Here is a 16,793-nt window from a genome sequence, read left to right on the forward strand (position 1 = left end):
CGCTTCCTTCTCGGTCAGTCCGGTCGGATAGACCTTCGTATCATCTGCCATGATATTCCCCTTCCCATTTGGTGAAGTCACCGTGCCAACCGGCCAATGCCTTCCCGCCTGATTACCGGGCCAAACAGCATCACGCGCTGGCCAGCCTCGCCCCAACCTTCCGCCAACGGCCGACCCGTTGGCAGGATCGCTGCAGGAGGTCGCAGGCGATTCCCTCATATCCAATCTGTCAGATGTGTCAATCTGTCACGGCGGCATTGCATTTGACTGGCTTGACAATTTTGCAGTGCAGCATTGGCCTTCGCTGCATTGCAGCACTGGGCAAGCCAGCTCAGAGCGGGCTTTACCCTTCGTCCATGTCCGATATGGTCTGTTTTGCTTCACAGTTTTGGGGATGCCGCATGACCGATTTCAACCGCCGCAGCCTGATTGCCGGCGCCGCAGCCATCGCCGCCGCCCCTGCATTGGCCGCCACCCCGAAAGGCCCAACTGCCGATGCACAGAAGAAGATCCGCGCCGCGATCGACCGGCAGCTGCCCGAAAACATCGCCCGCATCCAGGATTGGATCCGCCACCCCGGCATCGCCGCCGAAAACTGGCAGATGGAAGAAGCCTGCGCCTACACCATGGGCCTGATCAGGGATGCCGGCTTCCAGATGGTCAAGCGCATGCCCACCAAGGGCCAGCCCGGCATTTTCGCTACGCTCGACGCAGGCGCGAAACGCACGGTGGGCATCTATTTCATGTATGACGTGAAGCAGGTGAACCCGGCCGAATGGTCCAGCCCGCCGTTCGAGGCGCGCATCACCAACAAGCCGGGCTGGGGCCAGGTGATCGTTGGCCGCGGTGCCATCAACCAGAAGGGGCCGGAAGCGGCTTTCCTGGCTGCGCTGCATGCCTTCCGGGCGGCAGGGCAAAAACTGCCGGTCAACCTCGTGCTGGTGGCCGAGGGCGAAGAGGAAATCGCTTCCCCCAACTTCCACCAGATCGTGCAGCCCCCCGAAGTGCTCGCCGCGCTCAAGAAATGCGATGGCATCGTCATCCCTACCGCCTGGCAATCGGCCAATGGCAGCACCATGATCAACCTGGGCGCCAAGGGGCCGATCGAATTCCAGCTGATCGCCAGCGGCGAACGCTGGGGCAAGGGGCCAAAGGGCGACATTCACAGCAGCCAGCACGCCCATGTCGATTCACCCGTGTGGCACCTGGTGCAGGCGCTGAACACGCTGGTGAAGGAAGATGGCTTCACCCCCGCCATCGATGGCTGGTTCGACAATGTGCGCGGGCTGACAGCGCGCGAGAAGGAACTGATCGCCATGACGGCCGCTTCTCAGAGTGAGGCTGAAGCCAAGCGCGCCATGGGCGTGAATATGTGGATCAACAACGAACCGTGGCAGCAAAGCCTTGAACGGTTGGCGTCGCAGCCGACCGTCAACATCCAGGGCCTGGTCGCCGGCTATACCGGGCAAGGCGGCAAGACCGTGCTGCCCGGCCGGGCCGAAGCCAAGCTGGAATGCCGGCTGGTGCCCAACCAGACCTTCCGTGAGGCCGAAGCCAAATTGAAGGCGCATCTGGCCAAACGCGGTTTCGGCGACATCGAAGTGGTGGTGAGCGGCGGCTACGACCCCACCGAAACCGCCGAAGACGCCCGCGTGGTGCGCGCCCAGCAGGCCGTTTATGCCCGCTTCAACGCGCCCGCCACGCTCTACCCGCGCAGCGCCGGAAGCTGGCCCGGCAGCGTTTTTACGCAGCCTCCGGTGTCCCTGCCCGCTGGGCAGTTCGGCCTTGGCCACGGCAGCGGCGCCCATGCGCCGGACGAATATTTCGTGGTGGAAAGCAGCAACCCGGCCGTACAGGGCCTGGCTGGCTGCACGGCAGGGTTCGTTGACTTTCTCTATGAAATGGCCGTGGTTCAATAGCTTGGCGTGACGCAGCCGTGGCGCGCGGATGAGCGTGCCGCTGACAGCTGCTAACACCGCTAATTTCATGGTTCGGCGACGCCGGAAATGATACCATCCTTCGATCAACGGTGGAGGGTGTCATGAACAGGCCTGTACACGTGATAGCGTTGCTGTTGGCGGCAATGCCGGCCGTAGCGGCCGAGGCAGCAACAGTTGTGGTTGGCACCGCACCCTTGACCCATCCAGTCGGCGGGCAATTTGTTGGACGACTTCGTCTCGATTTTCCCCAGAATTGGTGGAACTCGGCCCACAGCGGGACGCTGGAGGGCTCCGGCTTCACTTGGACTTATGATCCGCAGGGATTCGGGGAAGGTTTCTCGAAAACCTTTGAAGTACAGAATGTTGCCCGGCCAAACCTGACCAAGGTGCTGACGCTGACGATGGTCGTGCGGCAGCCGTGGGTGCCGCCACCTCTAACCGAATATTGCGCGGATCGGCGAGATTGCTCATCAGGGCGTGATTGGGATTTCTGGGGCGGCGCCTACGTTGATCTCGGGCCCTTCCCCACTCCCTTTCTTCTCTGGGGCGCTTCTAATATCGGCCAGGATGCCGAAACCGGTTTTTGGAGTGGCCAGTTCCAGTTCAGGGTGAGTCCGCAGCCCGCAGCGGAATATGTGACCTTCGAGCGATCGGACTGGGGCGCCGGGGTTGATGATATTGTCAGCATGACACTGCAGATTTCGTGCGTACCGGAACCATCGACATGGGCCACGATGATGCTTGGCTTTGGCGTGGTGGGCGGCGCGGCACGGCGGCGGCGGCGTGGGCTTACAATGGCAGGTTCGGCCTGAATGGGAAAAAGCCAGGCTTGCTCCTGACGTTCAGGCGACAGGCAAACTTTTCCCAATTGGTCTATGCACAGGCATGAGCGCCTCGCTGCCTGACCTTCACACGAATCCTCTCGGTCCGGCCGATGCGGCTGGGCCCCTGCCTGATCAGCCGCCAATCGTGCAGCCGCATTCGCTGTGGCGGGCGATGGCGCGCGGCGTGGTTGGCAGGTGCCCGCGCTGTGGGCAGGGCCGGCTGTTCCGGGCGTTCCTCAATCCGGTTGATCGATGCGGCCGCTGTGACGAGGATTGGTCGCTGCAGCGGGCCGATGATTTTCCGGCCTATGCCTCGCTGTTCATCACCGGCCACTTGGTGGCGCCGCTGGCCGTGCATCTGGCGCGGGACGCCAGCATATCGTCTGCGATGGCCTCCGCTATCATCCTGCCAATCACGGCGGCGCTGGCAATTGGCCTGTTGCAGCCGTGCAAAGGGGCCATCATCGCCGTGCAATGGCGGATGGGCATGCACGGGTTCCAGCGCGATCCTTCAGCCGGCGACGACGCGACGCCCTGACGTGGCAGTCACGCCCTGATGAAACGGTCCACGCCGCTGCCGTCCTTCACGCGGCTGACCCGGCCGCGCTCTTCCAACCAGTGCAGGTGGGCGACGGTTTCACCTGTTGCCAACCCGTAATCAGCCTCACCAATCGGCCTGCGGAACAGGGCGGCGAAGCAGTCGACGGCGGTGCGGGGTTCAGCGCAGAAGGCCTCCAGCTTTTCCAGCTTGCCATGGTGATCGGCGGCGAGCTGGTCCAGTCGCGTGTGCAGGCCATAGAAGGGCTCGTTGTGCGCGGGCAGTACCAGCACATGATCGGGAATGGCGCGCAGCGTATCGATGCTCTCCAGCCAGTCGCCCAGTGGATCGGCATAGGGCTCAGTGGGATAGACCGAGACGTTCGACGTGATGCGCGGCAGCACCTGATCGCCGCTGATCATCACATCGTCGGCCACCAGGCATGCATGTTCCGGCGCATGGCCGCGGCCGACCACGACCGTGAACTGGCGCGGGCCGATATTGAGCACATCGCCATCGTGCAACCGCTTGAAGCCGGCCGGCATCTTGCTGATGATCTTGCCGAAACTGCCCCAGGCCTTGGCCTTCATCGCGGCGACCTGTTCCTCGCTCCAGCCGGCGCGGATGGAGAAGGCCACGGCTTCATCCGGCGGCGCGTCGCGCACATCCAATGTGAGTGTGCGCGCCAGCAGATATTCGGTACGGGTGATTTCCAGCGGCACATCCCACTTGCGGCACAGCCAGCCGGCCATGCCGAGGTGATCCGGGTGATAGTGGGTGACGATGACGCGCGTGACCGGCTTGCCCTTCAACGCGCCGGCAAACAGCGCTTCCCACGCCGCTTTCGAAGCCGGCAGGCCCACCCCGGTGTCGACAATCGCCCAGCCGTCGCCGGCATCAATCACCCACAGGTTGATGTGATCCAGCCCGAACGGCAGGCCCATGCGCACCCAGAAAATGCCCCGCGCCACTTCTTCGGCTTCGCCCGGCCCCGGCACCCAGCGGCCGAGCGGATAGCGCAGGCCCTTGATCTCGTCTGCCTCGCGCGGTTCCGTGCTGGCCTGGCCGGCGGGGATGGGCAGCAAGGGCGGTGGTTCGGTCATGATGACCAAGGGGGTAGCGGGCAGGCCACGCGGCGTCGACTCTCCTTGCCGACAGGATGGGCTTGCGGCAGGGAAACCCCGCTATGCATCCCAATGCCGCCTTTCGCAGCAATGATGACCCGCTCGCTTTCGTGGCGGCGCAAGGCTTTGCCCACATCTTTGGCCAAACGCCCGATGGACCGCGCGTGGCGCATGCGCCGGTGCTGGTGAGCGCGGCGGGCACGGTGATGTTCCACCTCGCGCGTGGCAATGCGCTGGCGCAGCATCTCGATGGCCTGACCGCGCTGATCAGCGTCGGCGGGCCGGGCCACTATGTCTCACCCAACTGGTATGGGGAGCCGGCCAACAATGTGCCCACGTGGAATTACCAGGCGGTCGAGATCGAAGGCCCGGTGCGCGCCATGAGCATGGACGAACTGGAGGAACTGCTGCACGTCGCTTCGGCCACCTTCGAGCCCCGGGTGGGCGAGAACTGGACCATGCACAAGATGGAGCGCCCGCGCGCCGAAGCGATGATGCGCGCCATCACCGGATATGAACTCACCCCCGCCGCCATCCGTACCACGCTGAAGGCCAGCCAGAACCGCAGCGAGGCCGATGCGGCCGGGGTGATCACGGCGCTGGAGCGACTGGGCGAGACAGAAGGCGCGGCGAGAATCCGCGCCGCAAGGAAGACATCATGAAACTCGCCGTGTTCGATTGCGATGGCACGTTGATCGATAGCCAGGTCAACATCATCCGGGCGATGGAGAGCAGTTTCCAGCGCCACCGCCTTCCCGCCCCCGACAGCCACGCCACCCGCCGCATCGTCGGCCTCAGCCTGGTGGAAGCCATGCAGGCGCTGCTGCCGGAGGCGGATCATGACCTGCACCTGAGTCTGGCCGAAGACTACAAGACCGCCTTCCAGCGCCTGCGGGCCGACAAGGCGCTCGATGCCGAGCCGCTCTACCCGGGTATCCGCAGCCTCCTCGATACGCTCGATGGGCAGGGCTGGCTGCTCGCAGTCGCCACCGGAAAATCCGATCGCGGCCTGAAACTGGCGCTGGAACACCATGGCATCCATCACCTGTTCGTCAGCTTGCAAACCGCCGATCGCCACCCGTCCAAGCCTCATCCTTCAATGCTTCATATGGCGCTGGCCGAAGCAGGCGCGAAGGCCGAACAGGCGGTGATGATCGGCGATACCATCTTCGATATCGCCATGGGCGAAGCCGCGGGCGTGAAGAGTATCGGCGTCGATTGGGGCTATCACGACGCGCATGAACTGATCGACGCCGGCGCCGCGCATGTCGCCGATGATGCCGATCATCTGCTGGCGTTGCTCAATGGCTGAAGAACCGTCCCCCGACGACATGCCGGGTTCCGGCGAGATGATCGCCCGGCTGCGGCGGCTGGGCCGGATCATGGCGATCCTGGCGTTGGCATTCGGCGGTGCGTTCGTGGTTCTGGCGCGGCGCAGTGCAGCGGCCGGCGAAAACGGTGAGGTGGCGAGCGGGCTGTTCTGGGTCGCGGCCGTGCTGCAGTTTGCGCTGGCATTCGTCTTGCTGCAGCGCGGCCGACGGGGGTAAGGCCAATCCATGCGTGAAGCCCCCCTCCCCGCTGCCGAAGCGAAGAAGCGTTATCTGGTCTATCTCGCCGTGCGGCTGACCGGCCTCGCGGTGATGGCCGCCGGCGTATGGCTGGTGCGTGAAGTGGGGCAGGCGCCGGGGCTGGCGGTGGTGCTGCTGGGTGGCTGCTCGCTGTTCGTTCGGCCGAAGCATCTGGGCCTCACCCGCAAATGAAGCGCTTCTACAAAGACGCAACTGTCACCGGCGACGGGCCGTTCGGCGTGGCGCTGGACGGCCGGCCGCTGCGCACGCCGGCACGTGTGCCGCTTGCGGTGCCCACGCGATCGCTGGCGGAAGCCATTGCCGGCGAATGGCAGGCGCAAGGCGAGAAGATTGATCCGCGCAGCCTGCCGCTCAGCGGCTTTGCCAACGCTGCCATTGATCGGGTCGCAGCAGACCACGCCGGTTTTGCCAAACGGCTGGCGACTTATGCGGAAAGCGAACTTATTGCCTATCGCGCCGATGGCCCGGCCTCGCTGCTGGCGGCGCAGGCAGCGGCCTGGGACCAATGGGTGGATTGGCTCGCCCGTCGTTACGACGTGGGGCTGACCATCACCACCGGCATCATGCATGTCGCCCAGCCGACGGCGACGCTGATCCGCCTGCACACGGCCTTTGCCGCCTTCACGCCGTTCCAGCTGGCGCCGTTGGATCCGATCGTGACCATCACGGGTTCGGCCGTGCTGGCGCTGGCGGTGGCAGAAGGCGAGCTGGAAGCAACTGCCGCCTATGACATAGCCCATGTCGATGCGCTTTGGCAGGAACAGCAATGGGGCCGCGATCCGTTGGCGGAAAAGGCCGAAGCAGAGCGCCGCGCTGATCTCGATGCGGCGATCCGCTGCCTGCAGCTCTTGGCAGTGTGAAAACAACGCACTTGCCCCGAGCATCGCAATTGCTAGGGGAGACACCAAGGGAGTGCACACCCATGCTGAAGCAACTGGAAGAACTGGAACGCCGCCGTGACGCCGCCCGCATGGGTGGTGGGGAAAAGCGCATCGAGGCCCAGCACAAGAAGGGCCGGCTGACGGCACGGGAGCGGCTCGACATCCTGCTTGATCCCGGCAGCTTCGAAGAGCTCGACATGTATGTGGAGCACAACTGCACCGAATTTGGCATGGCCGAACAGAAGATCCCCGGTGACGGCGTCGTGACCGGCAGCGGCACCATCAATGGCCGGCTCGTCTATGTCTTCTCCCAGGATTTCACCGTGTTCGGCGGATCGCTGTCTGAACGCCACGCCCAGAAGATCTGCAAGATCATGGACACCGCCATGAAGGTTGGCGCGCCGGTGATTGGCCTCAACGATTCGGGCGGGGCCCGCATCCAGGAAGGCGTCGCCAGCCTTGGTGGCTATGCCGAAGTGTTCCAGCGTAACGTGCTGGCATCCGGCGTGGTACCGCAGATTTCGCTGATCATGGGGCCCTGTGCGGGCGGCGCGGTCTACTCACCCGCCATGACCGACTTCATCTTCATGGTGAAGGATTCGAGCTACATGTTCGTCACCGGCCCCGACGTGGTAAAGACGGTGACGAACGAAGTGGTGACCCAGGAAGAATTGGGCGGCGCCATCACCCACAGCACCAAATCCGGCGTGGCCGATCTGGCGCTGGAAGATGATATCGATGCACTGCTGCGCACGCGGATGTTCTTCGATTTCCTGCCGCTCAACAACCGCGAGGATGCGCCGTTCCGGCCAACCAGCGACGATCCGCTGCGCATTGACCACAGCCTGGACACGCTGATCCCGGCCAGCGCCGCCAAGCCGTATGACATGCACGAGCTGATCCATAAGGTCGCCGACGATGGCGAATTCTTCGAGCTGCAGCCCGGCCATGCCGGCAATATCCTGATCGGTTTCGCGCGTATCGAAGGCCACACGGTGGGCATCGTTGCCAACCAGCCGACGGTGCTGGCTGGCTGCCTCGACATCAACGCCAGCAAAAAGGCCGGGCGCTTCGTGCGATTCTGCGATGCCTTCAACATCCCGATCGTGACGTTCGTGGATGTGCCCGGCTTCCTGCCCGGCGTGGCGCAAGAATATGGCGGCATCATCAAGCATGGCGCCAAACTGCTGTTCGCCTATGCCGAAGCCACCGTGCCGAAAATCACCGTCATCACCCGCAAGGCCTATGGCGGCGCCTATGACGTGATGGCCTCAAAGCATCTGCGTGGCGACCTGAACTATGCTTGGCCCACCGCCGAAATCGCCGTGATGGGCGCCAAGGGCGCCGTGGAAATCATCTTCCGCCAGGATATCGGCGACAAGGACAAGATCGCCGCGCGCACCGCCGAATATGAAGCCCGCTTCGCCAATCCGTTCGTGGCGGCATCCATGGGCTTCATCGATGAAGTGATCATGCCGCATGCGACGCGGAAGCGGATCGCCATGGGCCTGCGCAAACTACGGACGAAGGCTCTCGAAAACCCGTGGAAAAAGCACGACAATGTCCCGTTGTAAGCGGGACGTGATGCCCGAAACCTATCTCGTCTGGAAATTCCTGCACATCACCGGTGTAGTGATGCTGATGGGCAACATCACCGTGACGGCGATCTGGAAGTATTTCGCCGATCGCGACGGCCGCGGCCCGGTGCTGCAGTTCGCCCAGAAACTCATCACCTACACCGATTGGTCGATGACGGTGTGGGGCGTGGTGCTGACCATGGTTGGCGGCTATGGCCTTGCCATTCAAGGCCAATTTGATCTTGTCAGCGGCTGGTTGCTGTGGGCGCAACTGTGTTTCGTGGCGGCCGGGCTGATCTGGATGGGGCTGATCGTGCCGATCCAGATCAAGAGCGCGCGGATGGCGCGCCAGTTCGGTGATGGGCCAGTGCCCGATGCCTACAAGGCCTTGTCAAAACGATGGATTTTCTGGGGACTCATCTCCACCGTGCCACTGGTGACGGCGCTGTGGCTGATGATTGCCCGGCCCGCCTGAGCGCCAATGTGACGTCTCAGTTGCAGAAAAAAGACTCTTAAATGACATTTACGTGACAATCTTGTTGCATTCACGTGACATTGCTCGCATCATCCTCTCATCAAGTGTTTTGGGAGGTACATGATGCGCATCACGATAGCTCTTCTCGCCGCCGCAACGTTGGCGATGCCGGCCCTGGCCGCCGAACCCGGCTATGAACAGTGGCAGGTGAAGGTGCAGACTGCGGATCTCGATCTGTCGTCGGCCACTGGCCAGCGCGCGCTGGACAAGCGCCTGTCGCAAGCGGTGACGCGCCTGTGCGGCTACCCGGTCACCTTCACCCGTGACGAACTGGCGGCCTTTGATGCCTGCCGGACCGATGCGATGAAGGCTGCTGCGCCGCAGATTGATGCGGCCCGCGCCCGGCTCGCTGTGGCGGTTGCTTCCAACCGCTGAAATTCATTCAAGCCTGAACCCGAAAGGGCCGGTGCTCACGCGCCGGCCCTTTTGCATTCACCGGGTTGGCGACAGGCCTTCAAACTGAACCACGTCACCGGTCAGGGCGGCAAAGGCGGCAGCGATGGTGGCAAAAAACAAACGCATGGAAAATTCCGGAAATCAGAGGAGTGGCCGGCGCCGCTGCAGGGGATCAGCAGCGCCGGCCGGGGTATGAACGATGAATGCAGCCTGTGGGGGGATCGGCTGCCCGGGGAAAGGGGACCATCTGTCACGCCCGCCTGCCTGTGCTGATGCACCGCACCTGACGCAAAGCCCAACAAGTCGTGCCTGCTAGGGTCATCGCCAAAATCGATATGTTGCATGGTGGCCCCGCCCCGCTATGGAGCAATCATACGAGCAGACGGGAGCCACACGCCTTGTTCACGAAAATCCTGATTGCCAACCGCGGTGAGATTGCCTGCCGCGTGATCCGTACGGCCCGCGCGATGGGCATCAAGACGGTGGCCGTCTATTCCGATGCCGATGCCCAGGCCCTGCATGTGCGCGAAGCCGATGAGGCCGTGCACATCGGCGCGGCGCCAGCTGCCGAATCTTACCTGATCGCCGACAAGATCATCGCCGCCTGCAAGGCGACAGGCGCCGAGGCTGTCCACCCCGGCTATGGCTTCCTGTCGGAACGCGCCAGCTTCGTCGAAGCGCTCAGCGCCGCCGGCATCGCCTTCATCGGCCCACCGGCCCCCGCCATCGCCGCCATGGGCGACAAGATCGAGAGCAAGCGCCGCGCAAAGGCCGCCGGCGTCAGCGTTGTCCCCGGCTTCGTCGGTGAAATCACCGGCACCGATCACGCCGTCGAGATCGCCGCTGGCATCGGCTATCCGGTGATGATGAAGGCTTCGGCCGGCGGCGGCGGCAAGGGCATGCGCCTGGCGTGGAGCGAAGCCGATGTGCGCGAAGGCTTTGACAGCGTCCGCCGCGAAGCATTGGCCAGCTTTGGTGATGACCGCGTGTTCATCGAGAAGTTCGTCGAACAGCCGCGCCACATCGAAATCCAGCTGATCGGCGACCAGCAGGGTAACATCCTCTATCTGAACGAGCGCGATTGCTCGATCCAGCGCCGCCACCAGAAGGTGGTGGAAGAAGCCCCCTCCCCGTTCGTCACGCCGGAAATGCGCAAGGCGATGGGCGAACAGGCCGTCGCGCTGGCCCGCAACGTCGGCTATTTCAGCGCCGGAACGGTGGAATTCATCGCCGGCGCCGATCGCAGCTTCTACTTTCTCGAAATGAACACCCGCCTGCAAGTGGAACACCCGGTGACCGAGTGCATCACCGGGCTGGACCTGGTTGAACTGATGATCCGCGTCGCCGCCGGCGAGCCGCTGCCGCTGACCCAGGCCGATGTGCAGCTCAATGGCCACGCCATCGAAACACGCGTCTATGCCGAAGACCCGTATCGCGGCTTCCTGCCCTCCATCGGCCGCCTGTCGCGCTGCCAGCCGCCGGAAGCCGGCCTGGATGAGGAAGGCCGCCTGATCCGCATCGATACCGGCGTCGTGGAAGGTGCGGAAATCAGCATGTTCTACGATCCGATGATCGCCAAGCTGATCACTTGGGGGCCGACCCGCGCCGATGCCATCGCCGCGCAAGCCGATGCGCTTGATTCCTATCTGATCAAGGGGATCAACCATAATATCGATTTCCTGGCCGCCATCATGCAGCATGATCGGTTCAAGGCCGGCGCCAATGTCACCACCGGTTTCATTGCTGAGGAATATCCCGATGGCTTCCACGGCGCGCCGGTTGCGCCCGAGACCCGCGATGCACTGGTGTCGGCGGCCGCCATCATCCACGCCGAAACCGTGGCGCGCGAACAGTTGATCGACGGGCAACTTTCCGGCGACGGCGCCATCTATGGCATCAACTGGGTGGTCGATCTCGATGGCGAGCAGGTGCCGGTTGACGTCACTGGCGAGGCTGGCAGCCACGAAATCTTCATCGATGGCCGCGATCTGGTCGTGCAGTCCGGCTGGCGCGTGGGTGACAGCCTGTTCACCGGTACCATCAACGGCAACGCCATCGCCATCAGCGTGGCGAAGAAGGGCAGCTTCACGCTGCTCACCACCCGCGGTGCGGCCCACAAGGCCCGCGTCCTCACTCCGCGGGCCGCCGAACTCGCCCGCCACATGATCGCCAAGGTGCCGCCGGACATGAGCAAATATCTGCTCTGCCCGATGCCCGGCCTGGTGGTTTCCATCGCGGTTGCCGAAGGCGACAAGGTGGAAGCCGGCCAGCAGCTCGCCACGGTGGAAGCCATGAAGATGGAAAATATCCTTCGCGCCGAAAAGGCCGGGGTGGTGGCGAAACTGCTGACCAAGGCCGGCGATTCACTGGCGGTGGATGCGGTGATCATGGAGTTTGAAGGATAAGTAGCCTCCGGCGGGCAGGGCCTGAGGCCCTGCACCCACTTTTGTTGGAGACGGCTCCCCAACCCGCAGTGGTCATGCTGGCGCAGGCCAGCATCCATCGGCCGTCCAGCGCCCACCCGGCCTAACCTGAACCAACACCACTGTGGATGCTGGCCTGTGCCAGCATGACGAAGCAAATCGACGAAAGGGCTGCCTGAAAACGAAGGTGGGTGCAGGGGCTCAGCCCCTGCCCGCCGAAGGCTCCCTCACTTCGCCGCCTCAGGCTCCTCCATCTTCGGCGGCCCATCCTCCAGCCGCTTCACAAACGCCGCCGCGTCGCCGGCCAGCGCTGCCTCGCGCAAGCTGCGGGCAAGAGCCGCATAACCGTCACCGTGCGGCGCGAAGGCCACTGGTTCCAGAACCTTGGCGGCGTCCGCCATGCGGCCCTTGCGCACCAGCACGGTCGCCATGTCGATCACGATGCCCGACGCTTGCGGTGCCAGTTCCCACATTCTCTGCACCACGTTGAACAAATTGTCGTCCACCGGGCCGCGTTCGATATCGCTGGTGTGCACGTACAGATGCAGGGCCCGCCAGTCCGCCGGTGCGGCCTTCGCGGCCCGCACCAGCAGGCGCCGCGCCTCACCGCGATTGGCGCGCGCGTCGGCGGCGAGCAGGGCTTCGGCCTTCAGGCGCAGCAGATCGGAATCGCCGGGCGAGGCGGCCAGCAGGCCATCGAGCAAGCTGTTCGCCCGCGCCTTGTCCCCCCAGTACATCTCGGCGAGCGCCAATGTGCGGATTGCCAGCACGTCGCCCTGGTGGCGCGCGATGGCACCCCGCACCCGGGCCAGCGCCGCCTTGGGATCCGGCGCCTCGCCGCCTCTGTTGTCCAGCCAGGCGTACAGCATGATTACGTCACCCGCCGATGCCGGCAGATCGCGCACGGTCACCACCGCGGGTTCCGGCCCTTTGCGGGTGAGCCGGCTGAAGGTCATCTTGGACATATAGGCCTTCAGCGGGCCATTGAGTTCCCGCGGCTCGGGCCGCACGTGCGTCTTGAACGCGGTAAGCGGATCCTGGCCGCCGGCCACCGCCCGCAGATAGGCGTTCAGCTTTTCCGACATGCCCGGCGCACGGAACATGTAATGGGTCAGCAGCCAGCTTTGGGCATAGAACATCAGCACGTCGTCTGATCGCAGCCTTGCCTGTTCCCGCCCGATCACCCGATCCCAGTTCAGCCATTGCTGGCTGAGCGCATAGGCCCGGCCGGCATCGAACAGGCCGAAATCAACCCGCGTCGGGAAGAAGGTTGCGGTCATGAAATATTCGGCAAAGCCTTCCACATACCAGGCCGGATAGCTTTGCCCGGTGGAGGCAAACATGTGGTGGTGGGCATATTCGTGCAGCAGCACCTTCTGCCCGAACTCCCCCTTGGTGGCGAACGCCGCGATGCCGCGATCGCCGGCATTATAGAACCCGGCCACATCCGGCCCCACCTTGCCGAACGGCACAGCGCTGGACATGGTGTCGACGATAAAGATATCCAGTTTCGGCGCCGCATCATCCACCTGGGCGGTGGTGAATTTGCCCAACAGATTGCGATAATCCTCCAGCAATTCCGCCCGCCGCCGCAGATCAACGGCCGACATGTCGGCATACACCCGGAAATGCGCCGATTCCGCCACCCGCCACGCCGCCGCACCGGGGGAGGCCACCACAAGACCAATCAACAGGAACAGCAGCGCACGCATCAGGCCAGCATCACGACAATGCGGCAGCCGTCAACAATTGCCGAAGAGAATTTTTCGTTAACCTTTCTCCCTTATGAATCCGTCTTGGATCTGTTGCATTCGGATTGGGTCGAACGTGATTTCCTTGCGCCATCTTGCTTGCCTTGCGGCAGGCGTCTTTTCCCTTGCGTCGACTGCCACGTCGGCGACGGTCATCCTGTCGTCCGGTCCCGCCTCCCCCCTGCCCTCCGAACTGGGCGCCCGCGCGCGTTGGGGCGGCACCGGGTTTGAAGCGGTGATGCTCGATGCCGGCACCCAGGTGGTGGGCACGACGCTGAACCCCGTTGGTTCCCCGGTGTGGCAACTCGGCCAACCGCATGCGTTTCGCCTGTTCTGGGAATGGTTCAGCGGCACACTAACCTGGCAGATCGATTTCGATCGCAACGGCAGCTTTGGCGCCGGTGAAACTGCCAGCCTCACCCGGCTGGCCCGCGCCGGAACCACCTTCGACTATATCCTGCTCACCGCCGACAGCCGCACGGTCGGCGCCAACAGCAACGCCATCGACATCAACAATTTTCGCATCAATGGCACCAATCTGGGCAGTTTCACGGCAAACAGCAGCAGCCCCAACATCGGCCAATGGTTCGAGCCCGATCCGTTGGGTCCGCGCTTCCGCTCGATCGAGATCTTGGGCGACATGGTCTACCGCAACACCGGTGGCAATGGCGCTTTCCAGGGCGAACGGCCGCGCATGCAGCTGCAATTCTTTGGCCCGGAACCAGTTCCGGAACCGGCAAGCTGGGTGATGCTGGTGGCCGGCTTTGGCGCCGTCGGGGCCGCCCTGCGCCGCCGCCGGACGGTGGCAGCCGCCTGAACCCTTACGCCAGCAGCGGCGCCAGCGCGCCTTCGTGCCTGAGCAGCCAAGCCTTGCGCTCCACCCCGCCGGCATAGCCCGTCAGCGCGCCGCCGGAACCGATCACACGGTGGCAGGGCACGACGATGCCAATGGGATTGGCACCGTTGGCCAGACCAATGGCGCGGCTGGCGGTGGGTTGGCCGATGGCGGCCGCAAGCTGGCCATAGCTGCGGGTTTCGCCGGCCGGAATCTGGCGCAGCGCGGCCCATACGCGGCGCTGGAATTCGCTGCCGATGCGGGCGACTGGCAGGCCATCGCGCGCGGTGACTGCGCCGGCGAAATAGGCAGTGAGCGCCCCCGTCAATTCCGCTGGTGGTTCGCCCGGCGCGAGGCTGGCACCGGGATGGTGGCGCGCGAACAGCCGGTGCAGGCGCGCTTCGAAATCCGCGAAGTCGAGCGCATGCAGCGTGCCATCGGCGGCAGTGACGGCGAGGAGATCGCCCAGCGGGCTGGACAGGCGGGAGAGGGTATGGCTCATGCCCCTTCCCTACCGGCGTTCACGATGGAATGCTGGCGGAATTCCGCCATCATGTCCGGCAGCTTATACCGCCCTGATTGTTCACCCCGCATTCGGCGCGCTGATCACCCATGGCAAAGCGCACCAGCAATGCGCCGGCGTTGGACTGGCGGATCACGTCGGCCACCGATCGCACCGGCTGGCCGCCCACGCTTTCCAACAGGGCGCCGGGGCGCAGGAAGCGCAGGGCAGGCGCGTTCGCCTCGATCGCCACCACCACCACGCCCTGTTCGGGCAGGCCGGCGCCGAGTTCCTGGGCATAGGCCGGCGACAGATTGGCGACCGTCACGCCGTTGAGGATGGAGCGGCCGGCCAGCCGCGTGATGCTGCGCGGCGGATTTTCCGGCGGCGGCGCCAGCGTCACCGGCACCTGCCGTTCCGCACCATCGCGCCACAGCCGCATGTTCAGCGTGGTGCCAACGCCTTCGGTGGCCAGCGAATAACGCAGTTGCCCACCATTGGCGACTTCCTTGCCATCCACACTTTTCAGCACGTCGCCGGCCTTGACGCCGGCCTTGGCGCCGGGGCTTCCGGGCACAACGCCGGTCACCAGCAGCCCGCCGGGGCGATCAAGGCCAAGCTGCTTCGCGGTATCGGCGGTGAGCGCTTCGCCCTCCACACCAATCCAGCCAGAAACCAGCTTGCCCTTGTCAGCCGCGTTCAGGAACACGCGCACCATCTTCGATGGAATGGCAAAACCGATGCCGTTGGAACCGCCGCCGCGGCTGAAGATGGCCGTAGGAACGCCGATCAGCCGGCCTTGCGAATCCAGCAGCGCGCCGCCCGAATTGCCGGGATTGATGGCCGCGTCTGTCTGAATGAAGAACTGCCAATCGGAAACACCGATGCCGGTGCGGGCCAGTGCCGAAACAATGCCGGTCGTCACCGTCTGGCCAACGCCAAACGGGTTGCCGATGGCCACCGTCACGTCACCCACTTCCACCCGGTCGCTATCGGCCATGCGGATCACCGGCAGCACCGCGCCTTCGGTTTCCACCTTCAGCAGCGCGAGATCGAGGCGGGGATCGGCAAAGAGAATCTTGGCCTTGAACTCGCGCCGATCGGCCAGGGCGACCAGGATCTGGTCTGCCCCTTCCACAACGTGGTTGTTGGTGATGATCAGGCCATCGGCGCCCACGATCACGCCCGAACCCAGCGATTGCGACACGCGCGGCTGCACCGGGGCGCCGCCGAAGAAGCGCTGAATGAATTCCTCGTTCATGCTGCGCGGGCGGCGGTCCACCGTGGCGGTGTAGATGTTCACGACGGCGGGCGCGGCGGATTTGACCACCGGCGCGAAGCTGAGCGCCACCTGGCCGGATTGCGGCACGGCGCGCGCCACGTCGGTCGTGTCCATCGGCGGAATCTGGGCCGCGACATGGCCGGTGTCCGACAGCTGGGCGATGCCCACTGCCAGCCCGACGCCCGCCGCCGCGCCCACAAGCACGCCGCCCGCCAATTTCAGCCTGTCCACCATGAGAGCAAATATCCTGTTCATAATGCCGAGATTGCTGCGCGAAGTTTAAGCAGCCATGAATATGGGGAGCAATTTGGCTTTGCGAAGGGGCACATCATGAAACTCTGGCACTGCCACGATGCGCGCAGCTTCCGGCCGCTGTGGGCGCTGGAAGAACTGGGCCTGCCCTATGAGCTGGTGCTGCTGCCCTTCCCGCCGCGCTGGATGGAGCCGAGCTTTCTTGAGTTGAACCCGCTCGGCACCATTCCCTTCTTCACCGATGGTGACGTGAAGATGACCGAAAGCGCCGCCATCTGCCAATATCTGGCCGACAAGGTAGGCGCCTTGCGGGTGCTGCCCGGCGATCCGCGTTACGGCGACTA

18 protein-coding genes are annotated in these 16,793 nt (G+C 64.2%); 14 read left to right on the forward strand and 4 right to left on the reverse strand.

Annotated features, from left to right (window positions below):
- The first annotated feature begins 401 nt into the window (after window positions 1-401).
- From Q7O19_RS10620 to Q7O19_RS10630, 3 genes are all read left to right on the forward strand, one after another.
- Window positions 402-1,919 (forward strand): M20/M25/M40 family metallo-hydrolase, encoded by a 1,518-nt coding sequence (locus tag Q7O19_RS10620; RefSeq protein WP_303810475.1) that lies wholly within the window; start codon window positions 402-404, stop codon window positions 1,917-1,919.
- A gap of 164 nt (window positions 1,920-2,083) precedes the next feature.
- A complete protein-coding gene (locus Q7O19_RS10625; protein ID WP_303810476.1) occupies window positions 2,084-2,752 on the forward strand; it encodes a PEPxxWA-CTERM sorting domain-containing protein in 669 nt (222 codons plus the stop codon).
- Between the two features lie 157 nt (window positions 2,753-2,909).
- Entirely contained in the window at window positions 2,910-3,302 is a 393-nt protein-coding gene (locus Q7O19_RS10630) for a DUF983 domain-containing protein (RefSeq protein WP_303810477.1), read from the forward strand.
- 8 nt (window positions 3,303-3,310) lie between these two features.
- Here Q7O19_RS10630 and Q7O19_RS10635 read toward each other — a convergent pair whose 3' ends face one another.
- Entirely contained in the window at window positions 3,311-4,405 is a 1,095-nt protein-coding gene (locus tag Q7O19_RS10635; protein WP_303810478.1) for an MBL fold metallo-hydrolase, read from the reverse strand.
- An 83-nt stretch (window positions 4,406-4,488) separates the two neighbouring features.
- Between Q7O19_RS10635 and Q7O19_RS10640 the strand changes: the two genes are divergently transcribed.
- The 9 genes from Q7O19_RS10640 to Q7O19_RS10680 all read left to right on the forward strand — a co-directional run bounded on the left by Q7O19_RS10640 (window position 4,489) and on the right by Q7O19_RS10680 (window position 11,809).
- On the forward strand, window positions 4,489-5,088 hold the full coding sequence (locus Q7O19_RS10640) for an FMN-binding negative transcriptional regulator (protein WP_303810479.1): 600 nt from the start codon (window positions 4,489-4,491) through the stop codon (window positions 5,086-5,088).
- Window positions 5,085-5,738, forward strand: a complete 654-nt coding sequence (locus Q7O19_RS10645) for an HAD-IA family hydrolase (RefSeq protein ID WP_303810480.1) — start codon at window positions 5,085-5,087, stop codon at window positions 5,736-5,738. The genes Q7O19_RS10640 and Q7O19_RS10645 overlap by 4 nt, the downstream gene beginning before the upstream one ends.
- A complete protein-coding gene (locus Q7O19_RS10650; RefSeq protein WP_022679743.1) occupies window positions 5,731-5,973 on the forward strand; it encodes a hypothetical protein in 243 nt (80 codons plus the stop codon). The genes Q7O19_RS10645 and Q7O19_RS10650 overlap by 8 nt, the downstream gene beginning before the upstream one ends.
- 9 nt (window positions 5,974-5,982) lie before the next feature.
- Window positions 5,983-6,186: a hypothetical protein gene (locus Q7O19_RS10655; RefSeq protein ID WP_303780354.1), complete on the forward strand. Its 204-nt coding sequence runs from the start codon at window positions 5,983-5,985 to the stop codon at window positions 6,184-6,186.
- Window positions 6,183-6,875, forward strand: coding sequence for an ATP12 family chaperone protein (locus Q7O19_RS10660; RefSeq protein ID WP_303810482.1), 693 nt, complete (start codon window positions 6,183-6,185; stop codon window positions 6,873-6,875). The genes Q7O19_RS10655 and Q7O19_RS10660 overlap by 4 nt, the downstream gene beginning before the upstream one ends.
- A 62-nt stretch (window positions 6,876-6,937) precedes the next feature.
- Window positions 6,938-8,470: an acyl-CoA carboxylase subunit beta gene (locus tag Q7O19_RS10665; RefSeq protein WP_303810484.1), complete on the forward strand. Its 1,533-nt coding sequence runs from the start codon at window positions 6,938-6,940 to the stop codon at window positions 8,468-8,470.
- A gap of 10 nt (window positions 8,471-8,480) precedes the next feature.
- Window positions 8,481-8,948 (forward strand): DUF2269 family protein, encoded by a 468-nt coding sequence (locus Q7O19_RS10670; protein ID WP_303810486.1) that lies wholly within the window; start codon window positions 8,481-8,483, stop codon window positions 8,946-8,948.
- Window positions 8,949-9,071: 123 nt separating this feature from the next.
- Window positions 9,072-9,383: a UrcA family protein gene (locus Q7O19_RS10675; RefSeq protein WP_169522768.1), complete on the forward strand. Its 312-nt coding sequence runs from the start codon at window positions 9,072-9,074 to the stop codon at window positions 9,381-9,383.
- Window positions 9,384-9,802: 419 nt separating this feature from the next.
- Window positions 9,803-11,809 carry an acetyl/propionyl/methylcrotonyl-CoA carboxylase subunit alpha gene (locus Q7O19_RS10680; protein ID WP_303810489.1) on the forward strand — a complete coding sequence of 669 codons (2,007 nt, stop codon included), beginning with the start codon at window positions 9,803-9,805 and terminating at the stop codon, window positions 11,807-11,809.
- A gap of 245 nt (window positions 11,810-12,054) precedes the next feature.
- Here Q7O19_RS10680 and Q7O19_RS10685 read toward each other — a convergent pair whose 3' ends face one another.
- Window positions 12,055-13,539, reverse strand: coding sequence for a hypothetical protein (locus Q7O19_RS10685; protein ID WP_303810491.1), 1,485 nt, complete (start codon window positions 13,537-13,539; stop codon window positions 12,055-12,057).
- A 124-nt stretch (window positions 13,540-13,663) separates the two neighbouring features.
- On the opposite strand from Q7O19_RS10685, the gene Q7O19_RS10690 reads away from it, so the two are divergent.
- Complete coding sequence (locus Q7O19_RS10690) at window positions 13,664-14,395, forward strand: PEPxxWA-CTERM sorting domain-containing protein (protein ID WP_303810493.1); 732 nt, start codon at window positions 13,664-13,666, stop codon at window positions 14,393-14,395.
- Window positions 14,396-14,399: 4 nt separating this feature from the next.
- Here Q7O19_RS10690 and Q7O19_RS10695 read toward each other — a convergent pair whose 3' ends face one another.
- Window positions 14,400-14,915 carry a methylated-DNA--[protein]-cysteine S-methyltransferase gene (locus Q7O19_RS10695; RefSeq protein WP_303810495.1) on the reverse strand — a complete coding sequence of 172 codons (516 nt, stop codon included), beginning with the start codon at window positions 14,913-14,915 and terminating at the stop codon, window positions 14,400-14,402.
- A gap of 49 nt (window positions 14,916-14,964) precedes the next feature.
- A complete protein-coding gene (locus tag Q7O19_RS10700) occupies window positions 14,965-16,452 on the reverse strand; it encodes a Do family serine endopeptidase (RefSeq protein WP_303810496.1) in 1,488 nt (495 codons plus the stop codon).
- A gap of 75 nt (window positions 16,453-16,527) precedes the next feature.
- Between Q7O19_RS10700 and Q7O19_RS10705 the strand changes: the two genes are divergently transcribed.
- Window positions 16,528-16,793, forward strand: a 266-nt coding sequence (locus Q7O19_RS10705) for a glutathione S-transferase N-terminal domain-containing protein (protein WP_303810497.1), incomplete at its 3' end; no start/stop codon positions are given.

The sequence above is a fragment of the Sandarakinorhabdus limnophila DSM 17366 genome, assembly GCF_945882885.1.
GTDB lineage: Bacteria > Pseudomonadota > Alphaproteobacteria > Sphingomonadales > Sphingomonadaceae > Sandarakinorhabdus > Sandarakinorhabdus limnophila_A.

Excerpts from the sequence above, each read along its gene's own strand:
- Q7O19_RS10635 (WP_303810478.1), bottom strand. The coding sequence starts at position 4,405 with ATGACCGAACCACCGCCCTTGCTGCCCATCCCCGCCGGCCAGGCCAGC.
- Q7O19_RS10675 (WP_169522768.1), top strand. The coding sequence starts at position 9,072 with ATGCGCATCACGATAGCTCTTCTCGCCGCCGCAACGTTGGCGATGCCG.
- Q7O19_RS10640 (WP_303810479.1), top strand. The coding sequence starts at position 4,489 with ATGCATCCCAATGCCGCCTTTCGCAGCAATGATGACCCGCTCGCTTTC.
- Q7O19_RS10645 (WP_303810480.1), top strand. The coding sequence starts at position 5,085 with ATGAAACTCGCCGTGTTCGATTGCGATGGCACGTTGATCGATAGCCAG.
- Q7O19_RS10620 (WP_303810475.1), top strand. The coding sequence starts at position 402 with ATGACCGATTTCAACCGCCGCAGCCTGATTGCCGGCGCCGCAGCCATC.
- Q7O19_RS10660 (WP_303810482.1), top strand. The coding sequence starts at position 6,183 with ATGAAGCGCTTCTACAAAGACGCAACTGTCACCGGCGACGGGCCGTTC.
- Q7O19_RS10695 (WP_303810495.1), bottom strand. The coding sequence starts at position 14,915 with ATGAGCCATACCCTCTCCCGCCTGTCCAGCCCGCTGGGCGATCTCCTC.
- Q7O19_RS10665 (WP_303810484.1), top strand. The coding sequence starts at position 6,938 with ATGCTGAAGCAACTGGAAGAACTGGAACGCCGCCGTGACGCCGCCCGC.
- Q7O19_RS10650 (WP_022679743.1), top strand. The coding sequence starts at position 5,731 with ATGGCTGAAGAACCGTCCCCCGACGACATGCCGGGTTCCGGCGAGATG.
- Q7O19_RS10700 (WP_303810496.1), bottom strand. The coding sequence starts at position 16,452 with ATGAACAGGATATTTGCTCTCATGGTGGACAGGCTGAAATTGGCGGGC.
- Q7O19_RS10655 (WP_303780354.1), top strand. The coding sequence starts at position 5,983 with ATGCGTGAAGCCCCCCTCCCCGCTGCCGAAGCGAAGAAGCGTTATCTG.
- Q7O19_RS10685 (WP_303810491.1), bottom strand. The coding sequence starts at position 13,539 with ATGCGTGCGCTGCTGTTCCTGTTGATTGGTCTTGTGGTGGCCTCCCCC.
- Q7O19_RS10670 (WP_303810486.1), top strand. The coding sequence starts at position 8,481 with ATGCCCGAAACCTATCTCGTCTGGAAATTCCTGCACATCACCGGTGTA.
- Q7O19_RS10625 (WP_303810476.1), top strand. The coding sequence starts at position 2,084 with ATGCCGGCCGTAGCGGCCGAGGCAGCAACAGTTGTGGTTGGCACCGCA.